We start from the raw sequence: 17828 nt of genomic DNA, 5'->3' as shown, positions 1-17828 counted from the left end.
AGGCTGGTTTTGCTTTAAAAGCAAAGCTCACTCGATAAATTGATAATTGTGGCAAAGCCCGAAGTTTGTCAAAGATAACTGACCATTAAAAAAACAAACAGGGCAAACATGACAGAGCAACAGGCGGTAAATCAGGCGATGCGCTATTTCGACAGCGGGGGGTTTCAGCAACTGCTGGCCCGACGCATTGCCTGTATCACGGAGAGTCAGCATCCCGGTCGTCAGGCGGAACTGCAGCACTATCTGCAGGCTGAGATTGGGCCTCAGCTTGAGGCACTCGGTTTTACGCTTCACCTTTTTGATAATCCTCAGCCGCAGAGCCCACCGTTTCTGATCGCTGTGCGGATAGAAGATCCGGCGCAGCCCACGCTGCTTTGCTACGGTCATGGGGATGTGGTGTCAGGCGATGCAGAGAACTGGCGCCAGGACTTATCACCGTGGCAACTGACCGCGGAAGGCGATCGCTGGTATGGCCGGGGCAGCGCGGATAACAAAGGCCAGCACTGCATCAATCTGGCGGCGCTGGAACAGGTGATGGCGGCACGCGGCGGCCGGCTGGGCTTTAACTGCAAGATCCTGTTTGAGATGGGGGAAGAGATCAGCTCGCCGGGACTGGCGCAGATATGCCAGCAGCAGCAGGCGCTGCTGGCCGCCGATCTGTTTATCGCCTCCGACGGCCCGCGGCTTAATGCTGAGCGGCCGACGCTGTTCCTCGGCTCACGCGGAGCCGCTAACTTTCGTCTGACTATTACGGCGCGCGACAACGCCTATCACTCAGGAAACTGGGGCGGCTTATTAAGCAATCCGGGCACGCAACTGGCGAATGCGCTGGCCTGTCTGGTGAATGCGCAGGGCGTGTTACAGGTGGCGGCGCTAAAGCCTGACTCACTGACGCCAGCGGTGCGCGACATCCTCAGTGACATCGAGCCAGGGGGCATGCCGGGCGATCCGGCGCTGGCTGAAAACTGGGGTGAACCGGGTTTAACCGCGGCCGAACGGTTATATGGCTGGAATACGCTGGAGGTGCTGGCGTTTGAAACCGGTCACCCGGCGCGGCCGATGAACGCCATTCCGGGCCGCGCCACGGCGGTCTGCCAGTTGCGGTTTGTGGTCGGCACCGACTGGCAGAATCTGACGCAGCACATCGACCAGCATCTGCGTCAGCACGGTTTCGATAATGTCAGCGTGGAGTTTATGCGCGGCTCGCCGGCGACGCGGCTGAATCCGCAGGACCCGCTGGTGGCATGGGCGCTCAGCAGCCTGGCCCGCAGCAGCGGTAAAAAACCGGCGCTGTTGCCCAACCTTGGCGGATCGCTGCCCAATGAGGTGTTTGCCGATATCCTCGGCCTGCCAACGCTGTGGGTGCCGCACTCCTATCCGGCCTGCGGGCAGCACGGGGTCAATGAGCATATGCTGACTTCAATCGCACGCGAAGGGCTGGAGATCATGACCCGGCTGTTCTGGCAACTGGGTGAAGAGGGCCAGCTGTTAATCGCCCGCCACCGTGACTGGCAGGAGAGTGGACAATGAGCAGCATCGCGCAGAGCACGCCACGGATCACGCCCAGCCTGCATAAAACCCTGTTTGCCACCTGTATTGGTAACGCGCTGGAGTGGTTTGATATCGCGGTTTATGGCTTTTTCGCCAGCTATATCGCCCACGCTTTCTTTCCGGTCAGCGATCCCTCGGTGTCGCTGCTGCTGACGTTTGGCAGCTTCGGTATTGCGTTTCTTATCCGCCCACTGGGTGCGCTGGTATTAGGTAACTACGCCGATCGCCACGGTCGTAAAAAGGCGTTGCTGCTGTCGATCAATCTGATGATGCTGGGCGGGGCGATCATCACCTTTATGCCGGGTTACGCCACCATTGGGCTGGCTGCGCCGCTGCTGATTATCCTGGCGCGGCTGATACAGGGATTTTCAGCCGGTGGCGAGTTTGGCAGTTCCACCGCTTTTCTGGTGGAGCACTTTCCGGAACGGAAAGCGTTTATCGCCAGCTGGCAGTTTGCCACCCAGGGCGCGAGCACGCTGATGGCGTCGGCGTTTGGGCTGGGGCTGACGCAGTGGCTGAGTGAAAGTGAAATTCAGGCGTGGGGCTGGCGGATCCCGTTTGCCTTTGGCTTACTGATTGGTCCGCTGGGTGCCTGGATTCGCCGCCACGTTCACGAGCCTGCCAGTTTTGTGGCGCAGGAGAAGCACAGTGCGCCGCTTAAAACCCTGTTCGGTCGGCAGAAGGCGCTGATCACGCTGGCGATTGGGGTGATGGTTATTTCAACGGCCATCAACTACATGCTGAACTACATTCCGACCTATGCCACCAAGACGCTGCACTTGTCGGGATCGGTAGCCTTCACCGCTACGCTGGTGGCGGGGATCATCCTGACGGTCGTCACGCCAGTAATGGGGTTGTGGGCAGAGCGTATTGGCCGTCTGCCGCTGATGTGGGGATCGCTGTTACTGCTGATGGTGACCATCTATCCGGCCTTTAAAGGCATGGTCGATCACACCACGCCGACCACGCTGATTCTGCTGGTGGCCTGGATGGCGCTGCTGAAGTCCGTTTACTTCTCGACGGTGCCGTCGGTGATGGCCGATCTGTTTCCTGCCACCACCCGGGCCAGCGGTATGGCAATCAGTTATAACGTGGCGGTGACGGTGTTCGGCGGTTTTGCGCCGTTGATTTGCAGCATGTTGATCGCCGCTACCGGCAGCAGCCTGGCGCCAGGCTATTATCTGATGGCGGTCGCCGTCCTGAGCGGTGTGGCGCTGTCGCGCAGCCGTAAGCATCTGGAATAACAAAACGGGCCGCTATCACGGCCCGTTTTTGCTGTTTAGCTGAACTGAAGATAGGCGACGTGAGTCTGCAGATACTCTTCCAGCCCATGTTTGCCGTCGGCACCGCCAACACCCGATTTACGCCAGCCGGCATGAAAACCCTGCATCGCTTCAAAGTTTTCGCGGTTGACGTAGGTTTCGCCAAACTTCAGCTGATGCAGCGCCTTCATCGTGTTGTTCAGATTCTGAGTATAGAGCGAGGAGGTCAGGCCATACTGGCAGTCATTAGCCAGCGCGATCGCCTCGTCCAGCGTGTTAAAGGCCATCACCGGCAGCACCGGACCAAAGATCTCCTCCTGCATAATCTCCATCTCCTGACGCACACCGGTGATCAGCGTTGGCTCAAAAAAGAAGCCTTTATCGCCAGCCCGTTTGCCGCCCAGCACCACCGTTGCGCCTGCCGCTACCGCATCCGCCACTTTCTGTTCGACACGCGCCAGAGCCGCAGCATTAATCAGCGGGCCCATATCGATATCGCTGTGCTGAGCCGGATCGCCCAGTTTCACCTGGCGGAACGCGGCGGTAAGGGCGGTGATAAATTTATCGTAGATGCCCTGCTGGACATAGACCCGTTCTGCACAGTTACAGACCTGGCCGCTGTTGATCATCCTGGAGCTGACGATTGCCCGCACCGCGAGATCGATATCGGCATCCTCCATCACGATAGCCGGTGCTTTACCGCCCAGTTCCAGTGACACCTTAGTGACATTTTTCGCCGCTGCCTGCATGGTCGCAATGCCGGCACCCACGCTGCCGGTCAGGCTGACCAGCCCCACTTTCGGGTTCGCCGCCAGCTCCTGTCCCACTTCCGGGCCATAGCCATAAACAAAGTTGATCACTCCGGCGGGCAGCTCAATCTGCTGTAAAATCTCAGCAAAAATAGCGGCGTTATTCGGGGTCAGTTCACTGGGTTTGATAACGATGGTATTGCCGGTGATCAGCGCTGGCGCGGCTTTACGCGCAATCAGGAAGAACGGGAAGTTCCACGGCAGAATACCGGTGGTGACGCCAATCGCTTTTTTAAACAGGAAAATATTCTCGTTGGCGCGGTCGCTGTTGATGATTTCACCTTCGTAACGGCGGGCCCATTCAGCCATATAGTCGAGATAGTCTGCGGTAAACAGCACTTCGGTCTGCGCCAGCCCCTGCGTTTTTCCTCCTTCCGCCACAATGGTCCCGGTAAGCTGCGGTTCGCGTGCGCGAATCGCCGTGGCGATCTTATGCAACCAGCGACCCCGCTCCACTGCGGGCAGCGCTTCCCAGGCTGGCTGCGCCGCTTCGGCGGCGAGGATAGCGCGCTGTGCATCCTCTTTGCTGCCCTGCGGGATGCGCGACAGCAGCGCCTCAGTGGCGGGATTAATCACCTCAATCCACTTATCATTGTGATCGGCGATAAACTCGCCATTGATGTAATGTTGATGATGTGTTGTCATTCGCAGGACTCTCCGCTAACGGTACGTTGCAATAATGTGATAGCAGGGTGAAACAGATCCGGCGGGTCTACCTTTTCCTGATTGCCAGGCGTGAAGAACTGCTGGCAACCAATCACAGAAATCGGCGCGTTTTACGGCAAAAACCGCAAATTGTTATAGATTTAAAGGAGAGAAGCCGTAACAGGAGGATCACATCATGGCAAACGGATGGGCGTCGGAAGGCGCAGTACAGGAGCAGATCGACAGCACCGTCAACGACGGCATTGAACGTGTCCGGCAGTCAATCGGTCAGGGCGAAAGCGCCACCGAATGCGAACTCTGCGGCGAACCCATTCCCGAGGCGCGCCGTAAAGCGTTAAAAGGCGTACGCTACTGCGTATCCTGTCAGGAGAAGCTGGACAAGCAGCAGCAGAGTAGCAGCTTATATAACCGGCGGGGCAGTAAAGACAGCCAGCTGCGCTAGGCGTCAGGAGCCCGGCATCGCCAGGCCACTGCCAATAAACCAGGCCAGAAAGCCTACGCCCGCCACGATAATGGCGATAGGAAAGAGGATGCCAATTCTCATTATTTTCCTGCTGATAACAGAGAGGGTAAGGCGGGCGATCTTATCACGACAGCTGTAACACTGCGCGGTGGGTTTTCAACAGGGTAAACAGTTGAAACTGCGTCGCATCATTAACCTCACGCAGCAGTTCCCCTTTTTTAAACACAATATGCTCAACATGTCCCAGCTGACGCCAGACGACGATGGCTGCGGCGATCAAGGCACAATGCTGTTCAGCCTGCACGCATTCAATGGTGGCGTAGTGCGTTTCATCCAGCCCGTTGACAAAAACCTTCATGGCATCTGCGGGCAAAATCGCCCGCAGATCATCCAGCATCACCTGGCTGACTGCGCGTGAAAGAAACAGCGTTAACCACTTCGTCGTCATCCTAATCCCTGAATCCGATCAATTTCCCCCAGTTTATACGAACCTCGCCGCCGTAAGGAAAGGCTTCTTTGTTCTTTTGCCAAAATGATCGCGCGCATGGCAGCCAGGCTGATAATGTGCTGCGCCACACAGCAAAATCACAAAAAACACTGAATAATAAGCGACTTAGCCCGAAAAGCGTCCGGCAATCTGACAAAGAGCAATTTGTGATCCCTGGCGGGATTAATCGGGCAATTTTGCCATTACGTTGCGGCATCCGGCATTCATTCAAAGGCTGAGGAATTCCTGCAAAACGTAGACTGCCTGCTAAGCGGAAATCGTCTGGTTTCCGTCAGGCCTCAACCTAACCAGGAAAAAACAATGAACAGTGCCATTATTGCAGGAATCTTCTGGCATTTTGTCGGAGCTGCCAGCGCCGCGTGTTTCTACGCGCCTTTTAAACAGGTGAAAAGATGGTCATGGGAAACCATGTGGTCGGTGGGTGGTGTGATGTCGTGGCTGATTTTGCCCTGGGCGGTGAGCGCCATTTTGCTGCCCGACTTCCGCGCCTATTACAGTAGTTTCAGCCTGGCCCAGCTGATGCCGGTGTTTCTGTTCGGCGCGATGTGGGGGATCGGTAACATCAACTATGGTCTGACGATGCGTTATCTCGGCATGTCGATGGGCATCGGTATTGCCATTGGCATTACGCTGGTGGTTGGCACGCTGATGACGCCGCTGCTGCAAGGCCGGTTTGGTGAGCTGTTCGCCTCGGCCGGTGGCCGCTTAACCCTGCTTGGCGTACTGGTGGCGCTGATTGGGGTGGGCATAGTGACCCGGGCTGGCCTGCTGAAAGAACGGGCGCTGGGCATTAATGCGGAAGAGTTCAATCTGAAAAAAGGACTGGTGCTGGCGGTGATGTGCGGCATTTTCTCTGCCGGAATGTCGTTTGCGATGGATGCCGCGAAGCCGATGCATCAGGCCGCCGCGCAGTTGGGCATCGATCCGCTCTATGTCGCGCTGCCCAGTTATGTGGTGATTATGGGCGGCGGGGCGCTGGTCAACCTGGCGTTCTGTTTCTTCCGGCTGGCAACCCGACCCGAACTGTCAGTGCGCCGTGATTTCTCGGTGGCAAAACCCCTGCTGATGGCGAACGTGGCATTTGCCGTCCTCGGCGGCACCATGTGGTATCTGCAATTCTTCTTTTACGCCTGGGGACATGCCCGAATTCCGGCGCAGTATGACTATGTGAGCTGGATGCTGCACATGAGCCTCTACGTGCTGTGTGGCGGTCTGGTCGGTTTGCTGATGAAAGAGTGGAAGTCAGCGGGTCGTCGGCCGGTTAGCGTTTTATCGATTGGTTGCGTGGTGATTATCATCGCCGCCAATATCGTTGGGCTGGGCATGGCAGCCTGAGTGGAAACTGCAGTGAAGCGCGAGCCTGCCGATGCAGGCTCGCGCTATTGTGATTCAAAATCCGCGTTTTTTAATGCGTGGCCGGGTGAAATGAAACGCTGACGCCAGGCGCTGGGCGTCAGGCCGGTATCGCGGGTAAACACCACCGAAAAGTAGTTACTGTCATCAAAGCCGCAGCGGGCCGCCACTTCACTGATCAGACAATCCTGGGTACGCAGCAGATACTTCGCCTGGCAGAGCTGCAGCTGGCGCAGATAATGGCTGATGGTCATACCGGTCTGCTGGCGAAACAGCTGCCTGAGCGCCCGCTCGTTAAGCTGGTTATGCTGGCAAAACTCGGCGAGGTCAAAAGGACGGGCAATCGCCCCCTGTAATGCGGACATCAGCAAATCTAACTGCTCACCTTCCGGTAGCGCCCACGGGCGATCGGCAGCATAGCCATGACGGCGCAGGATCAGCGCCAGCTGCAAAAACAGCGCCTCAGACAGCTGCACCGACAGGGAATCGCTTTTGCGGCTTTCGCGTTCCAGCTGACTAATCACGCCGCGCGCCAGCGCCATACCGCGCGTGGTCAGACGCCAGTAGCCGGGCGCATCGGCGCCCTGGGGTGGCAGCAGCTGATTCCAGTCCAGCCCAAGGGTGAAGCGGTCACGACAATAGAGGATATTATCCAGCACCAGGTCGTTGACGCTGTCGTAGCTGTGGCAGTCACTGTCGCGGATATAAAAAACGTCGCCACAGGTGATTAGCCAGGGACGATCGTTGAGGAGATGCAGACCGTTGCCGCGCCAGACAATGACGATTTCGCTAAACTCATGTTGGTGCGGCGGAAAAGAGGGTTGGGGCATCCGTTCGGCTACCGCCACCGGTAAGCTGGTGGCAGGAAAATAATCATCCCGGCTGAGTATCAACGCCATACTGTGCTCCTTTACAACATCTGCTGGCGCTCCGCTCGCGGTGCGCAGCCAAATTCGCGCCTGAACAGGGTGGAGAAGTGGTTACTGTCACCAAATCCACACTGAAAGGCGATATCGGTAATTCGCATATCACTGTGACGCAGCAAATGGCGCGCCTGCAATAACCGCAGCCGGTTGAGGTAACGCTGCGGCGTGCTGCCGGTTTGCTGCTTCATTTGTCGATGCAGCGTGCGCAACGACAGGGAAAAACGATCGGCCAGTTCATCCCAGACAATCTCATCACTGTAGTGATCGTTGAGCCAGTCGAGCAGCCGATGCAGACGTGCCTCCTGATCCTGGCTCTGTTCGTCACGACACGCTTCACGCAGCAGCACCAGCAGTTGCAGAAACAGCTGCTCCTGGCGTGCCTGCTTCTCCAGTGACCAGACCTCATCCTGCCGCATCTGCGTCGCCACACTCAGCGCCTGGGCCATCACTTTGTGATTAATACGCCAGTGCGAAGCATAGTGTCCATCCTTATCACAGGGCAGCAGCGCCTGCAGTCCGGAGAGAAAGCGAAACGCACCCGGACTGCGATACAGCACGTTGGTCAGGCAGAGGTTCTCGGTCTGCTCATACAGGTGTCGATCGTGATCGCGCACAAAGCAGACGCAGCCAGCGCACAGCGTTTGCGGCTGCCCGTTGAACACATGAATGCCTGACCCATGCTCTACCAGCACAATTTCATGAAAATCATGATGATGTTCCGGAAAAGCCTGCTGTGGAACACGCGGCTCAATGGCGATTGCATAATCGCCTTCCGGGAAAAAATCCGCACTGTGCAAAATGGTCATTATCGCCTCTCGCCACTGTTAACAAAACCGTAACGGAGTCTAATCAGCACAGGGTCACCTTACCTTGAATTTTCCGCTCATCTCAGCAGTAATCTTGCTGATTATTCAAGAAATCCTCAGCAGTTAACAAATTTGCGGCAGGGGTCACATCGCCTTAGCTATCGTCTCTGTGATCTCTCTCACGAACTTCTTTGCAAGTCTGCCAGTGGCCTTCGCCCGCTGGCACTGTCGGGAAGGTGGCGACCCGGCAGGATTTCTACTCTGTGACCATCAAATCACAGGAAAAAATGCTGCCATGACCAAGCGAAATATTGTTGCTATCGATCTCGGCGCATCCAGCGGACGGGTGATGCTCGCACACTGGGATGCCGCTCAGCGCCACCTCAGCCTGCGCCAGGTGCGGCGTTTCGCGAATACCCGCCAGCGTCGTGCCGGCTATGACTGCTGGGATGTGGCGATGCTGGAGCAGGAGATCCGGGCCGGACTGGCGCAGCTGGATGAAGAGGGCGTAGTGCCGGACAGCATCGGCATTGATACCTGGGGCGTGGACATGGTGCTGCTGGATAGTGACGGCGAGCAGGTGGGTGAAGCTGTCAGCTACCGCGATGCCCGCACCCACGGTCTGATGGAGCAGGCGCAGCGCGATCTGAGCCACAGTGCAATCTATGCCCGCACCGGCATTCAGTTTCTGCCGTTTAACACGCTTTATCAGATGCGTGCGCTGCACCAGCAGCAGCCCGACTGGCAGGCCCGCGTCGCGCATGCGCTGATGATCCCGGACTATCTGCACTATCGCCTGACCGGCAATCTCAACTGGGAATACACCAACGCCACCACCACCCAGATGCTGAATATCGACAGCGGCGAATGGGATCGCGATCTGCTCAGCTGGGCCGGTGTCGATGCCGCCTGGTTCGGCCAGCCACAGCCGCCGGGTAATACCGTCGGCCACTGGCTAAACGCCCGCGGTGAGCGCATTCCGGTGATTGCCGTCGCCACCCACGATACCGCCAGCGCGGTACTGGCGACGCCGCTAATGCAGGACGATACTGCCTATCTCAGTTCCGGCACCTGGTCATTAATGGGCTTTGAAAGCCTGCAACCTTACGCGTCAGAGGCGGCACTGCGTGCCAATATCACCAATGAGGGCGGCGCGGAAGGCTACCGCGTACTGAAGAACATCATGGGATTGTGGTTATTGCAGCGCGTCTGCGATGAACTTCATATCGACGATCTCAGCCCGCTGATTGCCGACACCGCCCGACAGCCCGCCTGCGTGTCATTGATCAGCCCGAACGATGCCCGCTTTATCAATCCGGACAGCATGGTCAATGAGATCCAGAATGCCTGTGCGGAGCAGGGTATGCCGGTGCCGCAGTCCGCCGCGACCCTGGCGCGCTGCATTTTTGACAGCCTGGCGCTGCTCTACCGCGAAGTCATCACGGAGCTGGCACAGCTGCGCGGCAAACCCTTCAGCCAGCTGCACGTTGTGGGCGGCGGCAGCCAGAATCATTTCCTTAATCAACTGTGCGCCGATGCCTGTCAGATTCCGGTGCTGGCCGGACCGATCGAAGCATCCACGCTGGGCAACGTAGGCTGTCAGCTGATCGCGCTCGGCGAGCTGACCGATGTAGCCGATTTCCGCTGCTGCGTGGTCAACAATTTCCCGCTCAAAAAATTTGAACCGCAAACAAACAGCGCTTTTGGTGCCAGTCAGGCACGCTTTGTGGCGCTGAGTCAACCCGCTAAGGAACTCGCTTATGACTAAGCAGATTGAACAGGCTTTTGAACTGGCTAAACAACGTTACGCCGACATCGGGGTTGATGTTGAACAGGCCATCCGCCAGCTGGATAGCATCCCGGTTTCCATGCACTGCTGGCAGGGCGATGATGTCCGGGGCTTCGAAAACCCGCAGGGCGAATTAACTGGCGGTATTCAGGCAACTGGTAACTATCCGGGACGCGCCCGAAACGCAGGCGAGTTGCGGGCCGATCTTGATAAAGCGATGTCACTGATTCCCGGCGCTAAGCGCCTGAACCTGCACGCCATCTATCTGGAGAGCGACAAGCCGGTGGCGCGTGATGCGATTGAACCGGAACATTTCGCTAACTGGGTCAGCTGGGCCAAAGAGAACAAGCTGGGGCTGGACTTCAATCCGAGCTGCTTCTCGCATCCGCTGAGTGCCGACGGTTTTACGCTTTCCCATGCCGATAAAACCATTCGCCAGTTCTGGATCGACCACTGTAAAGCCAGCCGCCGGGTCTCCGCCTCATTTGGTGAACAGCTGGGCACGCCTTCGGTCATGAACATCTGGGTACCGGATGGCATGAAAGATATCACCGTGGATCGTCTGGCCCCGCGTCAGCGCCTGATGAGCGCCCTGGATGAGATCATCTCAGAAAAACTCAACCCGCAGCACCATATCGACGCGGTAGAGAGCAAGCTGTTTGGCATTGGCGCTGAGAGCTACACCGTGGGCTCAAATGAGTTTTATCTCGGTTACGCCGCCAGCCGCCAGACGGCACTATGCCTGGATGCCGGTCACTTCCATCCGACCGAAGTGATCTCCGACAAAATCTCCGCCGCCATGCTTTATGTCCCGCGTCTGTTACTGCATGTCAGCCGTCCGGTGCGCTGGGACAGCGATCACGTGGTGCTGCTGGATGATGAAACGCAGGCGATCGCCAGCGAGATTGTCCGTCATCAGCTGTTTGACAAGGTACACATCGGTCTCGACTTCTTTGATGCCTCCATCAACCGCATCGCGGCCTGGGTTATCGGCACCCGCAACGCCAAAAAAGCGCTGCTGCGCGCCTTGCTGGAACCCACCGATCGTCTGCGCCAGGTGGAAGCTGACGGCGATTACACCGCCCGACTGGCGCTGCTGGAAGAGCAGAAGTCACTGCCGTGGCAGGCGGTATGGGAAGCCTGGTGCCTGCGTCACGATGTGCCCGCTGATGCCAGCTGGCTGAGCGATGTCCGTCACTATGAACAACAAATCTTGAGTCAACGTTAAGGATTCACTATGCAAAGCATTCTTTCTTCCTGGTTTGTTCAGGGAATGGTTAAAGCAACCAGCGATATGTGGCTGAAGGGCTGGGATGAGCGTAACGGCGGTAACGTCAGCCTGCGTCTGCTGGAGGAGGAGGTGAAACCTTTTGCTGCCGATTTCTATGCACAACCGCGCTGCATTGAACTGACACAACCCGCGCCCGCGCTGGCAAACTGCTGGTTTCTGGTGACCGGATCGGGCAAGTTCTTCCGTAACGTGCAGCTCGATCCCGCCGATTGTCTGGCGCTGCTGCAGGTGGATGACAAAGGACTCTCGTTCAAAATTCATTGGGGACTGTCGAATGGCGGCCTGCCAACGTCTGAACTGGCCTCCCATTTCCAGTCACATGGCGTGCGTAAAGCGGTCAGCAACGGCGCGGATCGCGTCATCATGCACTGCCACGCCACTAACTTCATGTCCCTGAGCTATGTGGTTGAACTCGATTCAGCCCGCTTTACCCGTCTGTTGTGGGAAGGCAGTACCGAATGTCTGGTGGTGTTCCCGGATGGCGTCGGCATCTTACCCTGGATGGTACCCGGCACCGACGGTATTGGCGCGGCCACCGCGGAACAGATGCAGTCGCACAGCCTGGTAATGTGGCCGTTCCACGGCATCTTTGGCAGCGGACCCACACTGGATGAAACCTTTGGTCTGATTGATACCGCGGAAAAATCCTCTGAAGTGATCGTTAAGGTGCTGTCGATGGGCGGGATGCGGCAGAGTATCACCACCGAACAACTGGTGGCGCTGGGCGAACGCTTCGGGGTGAATCCGTGGCAGGCGGCGCTGGACGTGGGGCCAGCCAATGCTTCGTAAAGCCTTTGTGATGCAGGTGAATGCTGACTGTCACGCAGAATATGAACGTCGTCATACCCCCATCTGGCCAGAACTGGCCGAAACGCTGAAGGCGCATGGCGCGCACAACTATGCCATCTGGCTGGATGCGGATCGCAACCTGTTGTTCGCCAGCGTTGAGATCGAGTCAGAAGCGCGCTGGAATGCTGTTGCAGAGACGGAAGTGTGCCAGCGCTGGTGGGCATCGATGAAGGATCTGATGCCTTCTAATCAGGACAACAGTCCGATCAGCCAGCCTTTAAAACCGGTTTTCTTTCTTGACTGATCGCCTTCGGGTCACAGAAAGGCTATCGGCTTACCAACAATCAGGACGGTGTTATCACCGCCCTGATTTTTTTACGCTGATTTTACGCTTTGTGCTGACACAAGCCGGTCAGCGTCGGCCACATCGCCATCAGCGTATCAATGATGTTGTCCAGATCGGCCCGCGGCGCACCTTCGCGCGCCCGAACAGACATCCCCTGCAGCATACAACCCAGATAGCGCGCGACCGCCGCAATATTTACTGATTCGCTCAGTTCGCCACGTTGCTGACGGCTCAGCAGAAAATGGCTCAGCGTACTCTCCTGTGACTGATGCTGCTGCTGCAACATCGTGGCGATCTCAGCTGAGGCCGCTGACAGGGTGGTAGACGTACAGATAAAGAAGCAGCCGCCGGGCGAATCGCGATCGGTGAAGCAGGCCGCCGTGGCACGAAAATAGCCTTCGATCGCCTGATCGACCGGCAACTCATCGTTACCCAGTGACGTATCACGCCAGGCGCTGAACTTCTCCACGTAGCGCTCCATGGCTGCCCGGAATAATCCCTCTTTATTGACGAACTCAGCATAGAGCGTGGGCGCTTTTGCCCCGGTTGCCGCCACCAGATCGGCCAGCGACGTCCCCTCGTAACCGTGGGTCCAGAACAGGTTCAGCGCCTTATCGAGCGCAGCTTCTCGGTCGAAAACTTTGGGACGACCGCGGCACTTCTTCACGTCGCATTCCTGAATCTGGCTCATAGATCCTCTCGGGTAGTGAAATACCCTATTAAATTACCGATCATTAATAAAATGTGCAAGGGCCGGTTCACGCAGCCGCAATACCCATTGCCATTTTGTGCGACGGCGCTCGCTTATCGCCCCTAAGGTTAAGTGAAAAAGGGGGCCGAAGCCCATAATCACGCCACTTCGCGAATAAAATAACGCTCATTAAATAAATATTGACGACCTGCCACAAAGGGTTCTATCATTTAGTTAATGATCGTTAATTAAATAACGACACACATTTTCCACTACCGAATATGAAGAGAGAGAAACCCATGAAAAGCATCAAACTCAGCCTGGCCGCCATCGCACTGACTACTCTGACTTTTGGCGCATTCGCCGCTGAACAGGTTAGCAGTGACCCAATCAATCAGCAGCCTGTCGGCACTATTTCAGTCCAGGGCGGCAGCAACCTGCAGTCTGTTGAAGCACAGTTAAATGCCAAAGCGGATGAAGCCGGTGCCAAATCGTTCCGCATCACCTCAACCAGTGGTCAGAACAAATTACACGGCACGGCTGTGATTTATCAGTAATTGATTGTTGAGAAGGGGTTCGTTATGAAAAGGTTCACTATTATGGCGATGGCTGCGCTACTCAGCAGCCTCTCCTTTGCCAGCGTGGCGGCCCAGCAGGTGACACATTCACCGCTGGATCAGCAAAAAATCGGCGTCATCAGCGCGACAGGCAGCACTAACCTGACCTCGCTGGAACAACAACTGTCAGAAAAGGCCAGCGATGTCGGCGCAAAGTCTTTCCGCATCACTTCGACCTCTGGCAACAACAACCTGCATGGCACCGCAGTACTTTATAAATAAGCTGAAACAGGCTTCAGATAAACCCTTATCTGAAGCCTTTTTTCTAGCCGTTACTGCGTAATTGCGGGTAGCGGCGGAAAATATAGACGCACCAGAGCAGCGCCACCAGACCAATCATCCCACCGACATTGCCCACATCGGCCATCTTAAAGTGCAGGCTGACCTGATTCCCCAGCAACGCACCTGCGCCAATCCCGATATTGTAGATACCCGACATCAGCGACATCGCGACGTCGGTCGCGTCCGGTGCCAGCGACAATACCCGCACCTGCATCCCCAGGCCGATCATCATCATCGCCATCCCCCAGACAATGCACAGGATGGAGATCGCCGTGGGCCGAACCGCAGCGAAAATCAGCAGCCCCATGCAGAGCGTAATCAGCGCGATCGCGGCAATCAGCAGAGCGGAAGGGAATTTATTGCCCAGCGAACTGAACAACAGGCTACCGATAATGCCCGCTGAACCAAACATCAGCAGCAGCAGAGTGGTGAAGTTCTCGCCCGAATGCGCAACCGCCTGCATAAAGGGTTCGATGTAGCTGTAGGCGGTGTAATGCGCCGTCACCACCAGCGTGACCAGCAGATACATGCTGACCAGCGCCGGACGACGGAACAGCATCGGTACGCTGCTCAGTGAGCCGGTGTGTTCACTCGGCAGACGCGGCAGAATCCGCACCAGCATGATCATCAGCACCAGCGCGGAAAGGCCGATAGCGCCAAATGTTGTACGCCAGCCCAGATACTGACCGACCACGCGGCCAATCGGTACGCCCAGCACCATGGCAAGCGCCGTACCGGTGGCGAGCATGCTCAGCGCCTGGGTTTTCTTACCGGCCGGGGCCACGCGGATTGCCAGCGAGGCGGTGATCGACCAGAACACCGCATGGGACAGCGCGATGCCGATGCGTGAAACGATCAGCGATCGGAAGTCCCAGGCTACCGTTGACAGCACATGGCTGGCGATAAAAATCAGGAACAGCACACCGAGCAGCATTCGTCGCTCAATATTGCGGGTCAGCAGCATCAGCGGCAGAGAGAGCAGCGCCACCACCCAGGCATAGATGGTCAGCATAATGCCAACATCAGCGGTCTGCATCGAAAAATCAGCGGCGATATCGGAGAGCAGGCCAACTGGCACAAATTCAGTGGTGTTGAACACAAAGGCGGCAATAGCCAGCAACACCACGCGAAGCCAGGCCGTTTTACGTGAAACAGTAGTTGATTGCATGAGGAGTCAAGTCAGTCAGAACAGCGAATCGGATGTGGCAGAAACATCCAGCGAAAGTGACCTGCGTCACAAATTACTGACTATTGTAGTGAATAAACCGGGAAGGGGAACCTTATAAACCGTTTTTAATCCTGATTATTTTTTATCGCCCGTTGGCCGGGCGATAGCCTGAGGTTATTGACCGCGTCGGCGTGCCGGCATCATTCGCAGCAACGTATTGTCCTTCAGCAGATAATGATGAAACAGTGCCGCCACCGCATGCAGTCCGATAAGCCAGTAACCCAGCGGTGCCAGCGTCTCATGCGAGTCAATCAGCCAGTCGGCGAGATCAAAATTGGGTACGGCTGCCACCGGCATACTGATGCCGAACAGCCACCACTCGCGGCCTTTCAGATAGCGTGACGTCAGCCCAAGAATCGGCAGCGTGATAAACAGAGCATAAATAAGCGTATGGGTCAGATGCGCCAGCCCGGTTTGCCAGCGACGTATAGCCGGCGTAATCGCTGGCGTACGATGACGGGTGCGCAGCACCAGACGGGCAATCATCAGCACCAGTACCGACGCGCCTGCGCTGAAGTGGGTAATGATCATGGCATAACCCTGCCACGAACCGCGCTGTGCAAAACCGCGCAGCTCAATCGTGGCATAGGCGATGACCACCAGCACAAAGGTCAGCCAGTGAAGGGCAATTTGAGATCCAGCATATTTTTCCCGCATGGTAAAACCCGCTAAACAAAATCAGGCCTTCTAACATAACGGAAAATAGCGGTAAATCTTAACAAATTAGCGCAGCGGGATAACTTTTCCGCCGCCACGACGCTAGCGTGACGCCAGGGTATGTTTCAGGGCCACGCTTTGCTGTTGATTAAGGCCGGATTTACCGTTCAGCGGACAGCAGGTATCGCAGCCCATCGCGCCTGGGTAATACTTTTTCGCCTGTAATAGAGCCGCGTTGACCTGATAAAAGCTGCCGAGAAACAGTCTGTCAGCGGGCAGCGGCAGAAACGCACAGCCAGCGGCATGGACCACATGGTTTTCGTTGTAGCCTGATTGTTTGTTCACGTAATAGTAGAGAGCCACAGGCGTTCCTTTTTGCTGTGTTAAGCGACAAATGTAAGCAAATATCACAATCAGACCGATTATAGCGGGAAAACCGCGTTTTGTTACGGCTGGATCTGAAGGTTGTGTCGCCTGCGGCAAAAGCGGCCCAAAAGCGTTCCGGGTCGCGCGGTCAGTCTGGCTGACCTCAGAGCTGTTTAGATTGCAGTCGCCACGCAACCAGCAGCGCCAGCAGCAGCAGGGCGCTGATAAACAGCGTGATGCCGATCCAGCCATAGTTGTGCCAGAACAGCCCGCCAAGCGTCCCGGCCACGCTGGAACCGACGTAATAGCTGAACAGATAGAGCGAAGAAGCCTGACCCCGCGCCCGACGCGCTCGCGGTCCTATCCAGCTGCTGGCCACCGCATGAGCAGCAAAAAAGCCGGCGGTGAATAGCATCATGCCAGGCAGAATCAGCCACAGCGAATTAAATGCAGTGAACAGCAGGCCTGCCAGCATAATCGCGGTGGCACCGAACATCACCGGGCCACGGCCCATCCGGCCGGTTAACGCACCCGCTTTGGGGGAACTCCAGGAGCCGGTGAGGTAGACCACTGACAGCAGGCCCACAACGGCCTGACTCAGGTGCCAGGGCGCAGCCAGCAGGCGATAGCCGATGTAGTTAAACAGGGTGACGAACGCGCCCATCAGCAGAAACCCTTCAGCAAACAGCCACGGCAACCCTTCATCGCGCCAGTGCAGGCGAAAATTAATCAGTAGATTGCGCGGGCGCAGCGAGGTGGCGCGAAAATGGCGCGACGGTGGCAGGATTTTCCAGAACATCAGCGCCGAGGCCAGTGAAAAACAGCCGATAACCGCAATCGCGACGCGCCAGGAGTAGAAGTCAGTCAGAACGCCACTCAGCAGGCGACCACTCATGCCGCCGATTGAGTTGCCGCTGATATAGAGCCCCATCGAGAACGCGACAACCCGCGGTGACATCTCCTCGCTCAGATAGGTCATGCCGACCGCCGCGACGCCGCTCAGTGACAGCCCCATCAGCGCGCGCATAATCAGAATGCCGTGCCAGCTGGTCATGGTGGCGGAGATCAGCGTACAAATCGCCGCCAGCATCAGGGCGGTCACCATCACAGATTTACGCCCGACAGCATCAGAGAGCGGCCCGGTGACCAGCAGGCCGAGCGCCATCAGCCCGGTGGAGATAGAGAGCGACAGGCTGCTGGCCGCTGGCGACACGCCAAACTGCTGCGACAGCACCGGCAAAATCGGTTGCACACAATAGAGCAGGGCAAAGGTCGCCAGACCGGCTGAAAACAGGGCCAGCGTAACGCGCATAAATTGCGGCGTACCGCGGGTAATCCAGCCTGATGAGGCTGGTGATGCTGTCGGTCTGCCGGCAACCTGATCCTCGACGGTAGCGGCCTGATTAGTGCGACTCACGATCTTTCCTT

Annotated in this window: 20 protein-coding genes; 10 read left to right on the top strand and 10 right to left on the bottom strand. The window is 56.9% G+C overall.

Annotated elements, in window-relative coordinates; all coding sequences use genetic code 11:
• The first annotated feature begins 108 nt into the window (after positions 1–108).
• Together WFK59_RS05755 and WFK59_RS05750 are read left to right on the top strand one after the other, a co-directional pair.
• The gene (locus WFK59_RS05755; RefSeq protein WP_336755268.1) at positions 109–1530 is read left to right on the top strand and encodes a M20 family metallopeptidase; all 1422 of its coding nucleotides are present in this window, start codon (positions 109–111) and stop codon (positions 1528–1530) included.
• On the top strand, positions 1527–2795 hold the full coding sequence (locus WFK59_RS05750; protein ID WP_336755267.1) for an MFS transporter: 1269 nt from the start codon (positions 1527–1529) through the stop codon (positions 2793–2795). The genes WFK59_RS05755 and WFK59_RS05750 overlap by 4 nt, the downstream gene beginning before the upstream one ends.
• A gap of 35 nt (positions 2796–2830) precedes the next feature.
• On the opposite strand, the gene aldA is transcribed toward WFK59_RS05750, so the two are convergent.
• Positions 2831–4267 carry an aldehyde dehydrogenase gene (gene aldA, locus WFK59_RS05745; RefSeq protein ID WP_336755266.1) on the bottom strand — a complete coding sequence of 479 codons (1437 nt, stop codon included), beginning with the start codon at positions 4265–4267 and terminating at the stop codon, positions 2831–2833.
• 196 nt (positions 4268–4463) lie between these two features.
• Here aldA and WFK59_RS05740 point away from each other — a divergent pair, with 196 nt between their 5' ends.
• A complete protein-coding gene (locus tag WFK59_RS05740) occupies positions 4464–4730 on the top strand; it encodes a DksA/TraR family C4-type zinc finger protein (RefSeq protein WP_233984241.1) in 267 nt (88 codons plus the stop codon).
• Between the two features lie 3 nt (positions 4731–4733).
• Here WFK59_RS05740 and WFK59_RS05735 read toward each other — a convergent pair whose 3' ends face one another.
• Both WFK59_RS05735 and WFK59_RS05730 read right to left on the bottom strand, forming a co-directional pair.
• Positions 4734–4832: a YoaK family small membrane protein gene (locus WFK59_RS05735; RefSeq protein ID WP_008925225.1), complete on the bottom strand. Its 99-nt coding sequence runs from the start codon at positions 4830–4832 to the stop codon at positions 4734–4736.
• Between the two features lie 43 nt (positions 4833–4875).
• Positions 4876–5199, bottom strand: coding sequence for a hypothetical protein (locus tag WFK59_RS05730; RefSeq protein ID WP_336755264.1), 324 nt, complete (start codon positions 5197–5199; stop codon positions 4876–4878).
• A gap of 360 nt (positions 5200–5559) precedes the next feature.
• Between WFK59_RS05730 and rhaT the strand changes: the two genes are divergently transcribed.
• Positions 5560–6594 carry an L-rhamnose/proton symporter RhaT gene (gene rhaT, locus WFK59_RS05725; protein WP_233984243.1) on the top strand — a complete coding sequence of 345 codons (1035 nt, stop codon included), beginning with the start codon at positions 5560–5562 and terminating at the stop codon, positions 6592–6594.
• Positions 6595–6638: 44 nt separating this feature from the next.
• On the opposite strand, the gene rhaR is transcribed toward rhaT, so the two are convergent.
• Both rhaR and rhaS read right to left on the bottom strand, forming a co-directional pair.
• On the bottom strand, positions 6639–7511 hold the full coding sequence (gene rhaR, locus WFK59_RS05720; RefSeq protein WP_233984244.1) for an HTH-type transcriptional activator RhaR: 873 nt from the start codon (positions 7509–7511) through the stop codon (positions 6639–6641).
• Positions 7512–7522: 11 nt separating this feature from the next.
• On the bottom strand, positions 7523–8344 hold the full coding sequence (rhaS, locus tag WFK59_RS05715) for an HTH-type transcriptional activator RhaS (protein WP_233984245.1): 822 nt from the start codon (positions 8342–8344) through the stop codon (positions 7523–7525).
• Between the two features lie 295 nt (positions 8345–8639).
• Between rhaS and rhaB the strand changes: the two genes are divergently transcribed.
• From rhaB to rhaM, 4 genes are read left to right on the top strand one after another with little or no spacing between them, the layout of a single operon-like run.
• Positions 8640–10112: a rhamnulokinase gene (gene rhaB, locus WFK59_RS05710; RefSeq protein ID WP_336755261.1), complete on the top strand. Its 1473-nt coding sequence runs from the start codon at positions 8640–8642 to the stop codon at positions 10110–10112.
• A complete protein-coding gene (locus WFK59_RS05705; protein ID WP_233984247.1) occupies positions 10105–11361 on the top strand; it encodes an L-rhamnose isomerase in 1257 nt (418 codons plus the stop codon). The genes rhaB and WFK59_RS05705 overlap by 8 nt, the downstream gene beginning before the upstream one ends.
• 9 nt (positions 11362–11370) lie before the next feature.
• The gene (gene rhaD / locus WFK59_RS05700) at positions 11371–12213 is read left to right on the top strand and encodes a rhamnulose-1-phosphate aldolase (protein WP_233984248.1); all 843 of its coding nucleotides are present in this window, start codon (positions 11371–11373) and stop codon (positions 12211–12213) included.
• Complete coding sequence (gene rhaM / locus WFK59_RS05695) at positions 12203–12517, top strand: L-rhamnose mutarotase (protein WP_336755258.1); 315 nt, start codon at positions 12203–12205, stop codon at positions 12515–12517. Before rhaD ends, rhaM begins: the two co-directional genes overlap by 11 nt.
• An 82-nt stretch (positions 12518–12599) precedes the next feature.
• Here the strand turns inward: rhaM and WFK59_RS05690 are convergent, their stop codons facing one another.
• Entirely contained in the window at positions 12600–13250 is a 651-nt protein-coding gene (locus WFK59_RS05690) for a TetR/AcrR family transcriptional regulator (RefSeq protein ID WP_336755257.1), read from the bottom strand.
• A 299-nt stretch (positions 13251–13549) separates the two neighbouring features.
• Here WFK59_RS05690 and bhsA (WFK59_RS05685) point away from each other — a divergent pair, with 299 nt between their 5' ends.
• The gene (gene bhsA / locus WFK59_RS05685; protein WP_233984251.1) at positions 13550–13807 is read left to right on the top strand and encodes a multiple stress resistance protein BhsA; all 258 of its coding nucleotides are present in this window, start codon (positions 13550–13552) and stop codon (positions 13805–13807) included.
• A gap of 24 nt (positions 13808–13831) precedes the next feature.
• The gene (gene bhsA, locus WFK59_RS05680) at positions 13832–14089 is read left to right on the top strand and encodes a multiple stress resistance protein BhsA (protein ID WP_233984252.1); all 258 of its coding nucleotides are present in this window, start codon (positions 13832–13834) and stop codon (positions 14087–14089) included.
• A 43-nt stretch (positions 14090–14132) separates the two neighbouring features.
• Here the strand turns inward: bhsA (WFK59_RS05680) and WFK59_RS05675 are convergent, their stop codons facing one another.
• From WFK59_RS05675 to WFK59_RS05660, 4 genes are all read right to left on the bottom strand, one after another.
• Positions 14133–15317, bottom strand: coding sequence for a sugar transporter (locus WFK59_RS05675; protein ID WP_233984253.1), 1185 nt, complete (start codon positions 15315–15317; stop codon positions 14133–14135).
• A gap of 174 nt (positions 15318–15491) precedes the next feature.
• Positions 15492–16034 (bottom strand): cytochrome b561, encoded by a 543-nt coding sequence (cybB, locus tag WFK59_RS05670; protein ID WP_336755256.1) that lies wholly within the window; start codon positions 16032–16034, stop codon positions 15492–15494.
• A gap of 102 nt (positions 16035–16136) precedes the next feature.
• Positions 16137–16397: a hypothetical protein gene (locus tag WFK59_RS05665; RefSeq protein ID WP_336755255.1), complete on the bottom strand. Its 261-nt coding sequence runs from the start codon at positions 16395–16397 to the stop codon at positions 16137–16139.
• A gap of 166 nt (positions 16398–16563) precedes the next feature.
• Positions 16564–17817: an MFS transporter gene (locus WFK59_RS05660; protein ID WP_336755254.1), complete on the bottom strand. Its 1254-nt coding sequence runs from the start codon at positions 17815–17817 to the stop codon at positions 16564–16566.
• Between the last annotated feature and the right edge of the window lie 11 nt (positions 17818–17828).

This window comes from Pantoea sp. USHLN298 (assembly GCF_037149395.1).
In the GTDB taxonomy this organism is placed as follows: Bacteria; Pseudomonadota; Gammaproteobacteria; order Enterobacterales; family Enterobacteriaceae; genus Pantoea; species Pantoea astica.
This window is presented reverse-complemented; position numbering and strand designations above follow the sequence as displayed.

Coding starts and splice junctions, on each gene's coding strand:
- WFK59_RS05735 (WP_008925225.1), bottom strand. CDS start 4,832: ATGAGAATTGGCATCCTCTTTCCTATCGCCATTATCGTGGCGGGCGTA.
- rhaD (WP_233984248.1), top strand. CDS start 11,371: ATGCAAAGCATTCTTTCTTCCTGGTTTGTTCAGGGAATGGTTAAAGCA.
- rhaR (WP_233984244.1), bottom strand. CDS start 7,511: ATGGCGTTGATACTCAGCCGGGATGATTATTTTCCTGCCACCAGCTTA.
- WFK59_RS05690 (WP_336755257.1), bottom strand. CDS start 13,250: ATGAGCCAGATTCAGGAATGCGACGTGAAGAAGTGCCGCGGTCGTCCC.
- WFK59_RS05705 (WP_233984247.1), top strand. CDS start 10,105: ATGACTAAGCAGATTGAACAGGCTTTTGAACTGGCTAAACAACGTTAC.
- WFK59_RS05730 (WP_336755264.1), bottom strand. CDS start 5,199: ATGACGACGAAGTGGTTAACGCTGTTTCTTTCACGCGCAGTCAGCCAG.
- rhaM (WP_336755258.1), top strand. CDS start 12,203: ATGCTTCGTAAAGCCTTTGTGATGCAGGTGAATGCTGACTGTCACGCA.
- WFK59_RS05755 (WP_336755268.1), top strand. CDS start 109: ATGACAGAGCAACAGGCGGTAAATCAGGCGATGCGCTATTTCGACAGC.
- WFK59_RS05750 (WP_336755267.1), top strand. CDS start 1,527: ATGAGCAGCATCGCGCAGAGCACGCCACGGATCACGCCCAGCCTGCAT.
- WFK59_RS05675 (WP_233984253.1), bottom strand. CDS start 15,317: ATGCAATCAACTACTGTTTCACGTAAAACGGCCTGGCTTCGCGTGGTG.
- bhsA (WP_233984251.1), top strand. CDS start 13,550: ATGAAAAGCATCAAACTCAGCCTGGCCGCCATCGCACTGACTACTCTG.
- rhaT (WP_233984243.1), top strand. CDS start 5,560: ATGAACAGTGCCATTATTGCAGGAATCTTCTGGCATTTTGTCGGAGCT.
- WFK59_RS05740 (WP_233984241.1), top strand. CDS start 4,464: ATGGCAAACGGATGGGCGTCGGAAGGCGCAGTACAGGAGCAGATCGAC.
- bhsA (WP_233984252.1), top strand. CDS start 13,832: ATGAAAAGGTTCACTATTATGGCGATGGCTGCGCTACTCAGCAGCCTC.
- cybB (WP_336755256.1), bottom strand. CDS start 16,034: ATGCGGGAAAAATATGCTGGATCTCAAATTGCCCTTCACTGGCTGACC.
- rhaB (WP_336755261.1), top strand. CDS start 8,640: ATGACCAAGCGAAATATTGTTGCTATCGATCTCGGCGCATCCAGCGGA.
- aldA (WP_336755266.1), bottom strand. CDS start 4,267: ATGACAACACATCATCAACATTACATCAATGGCGAGTTTATCGCCGAT.
- rhaS (WP_233984245.1), bottom strand. CDS start 8,344: ATGACCATTTTGCACAGTGCGGATTTTTTCCCGGAAGGCGATTATGCA.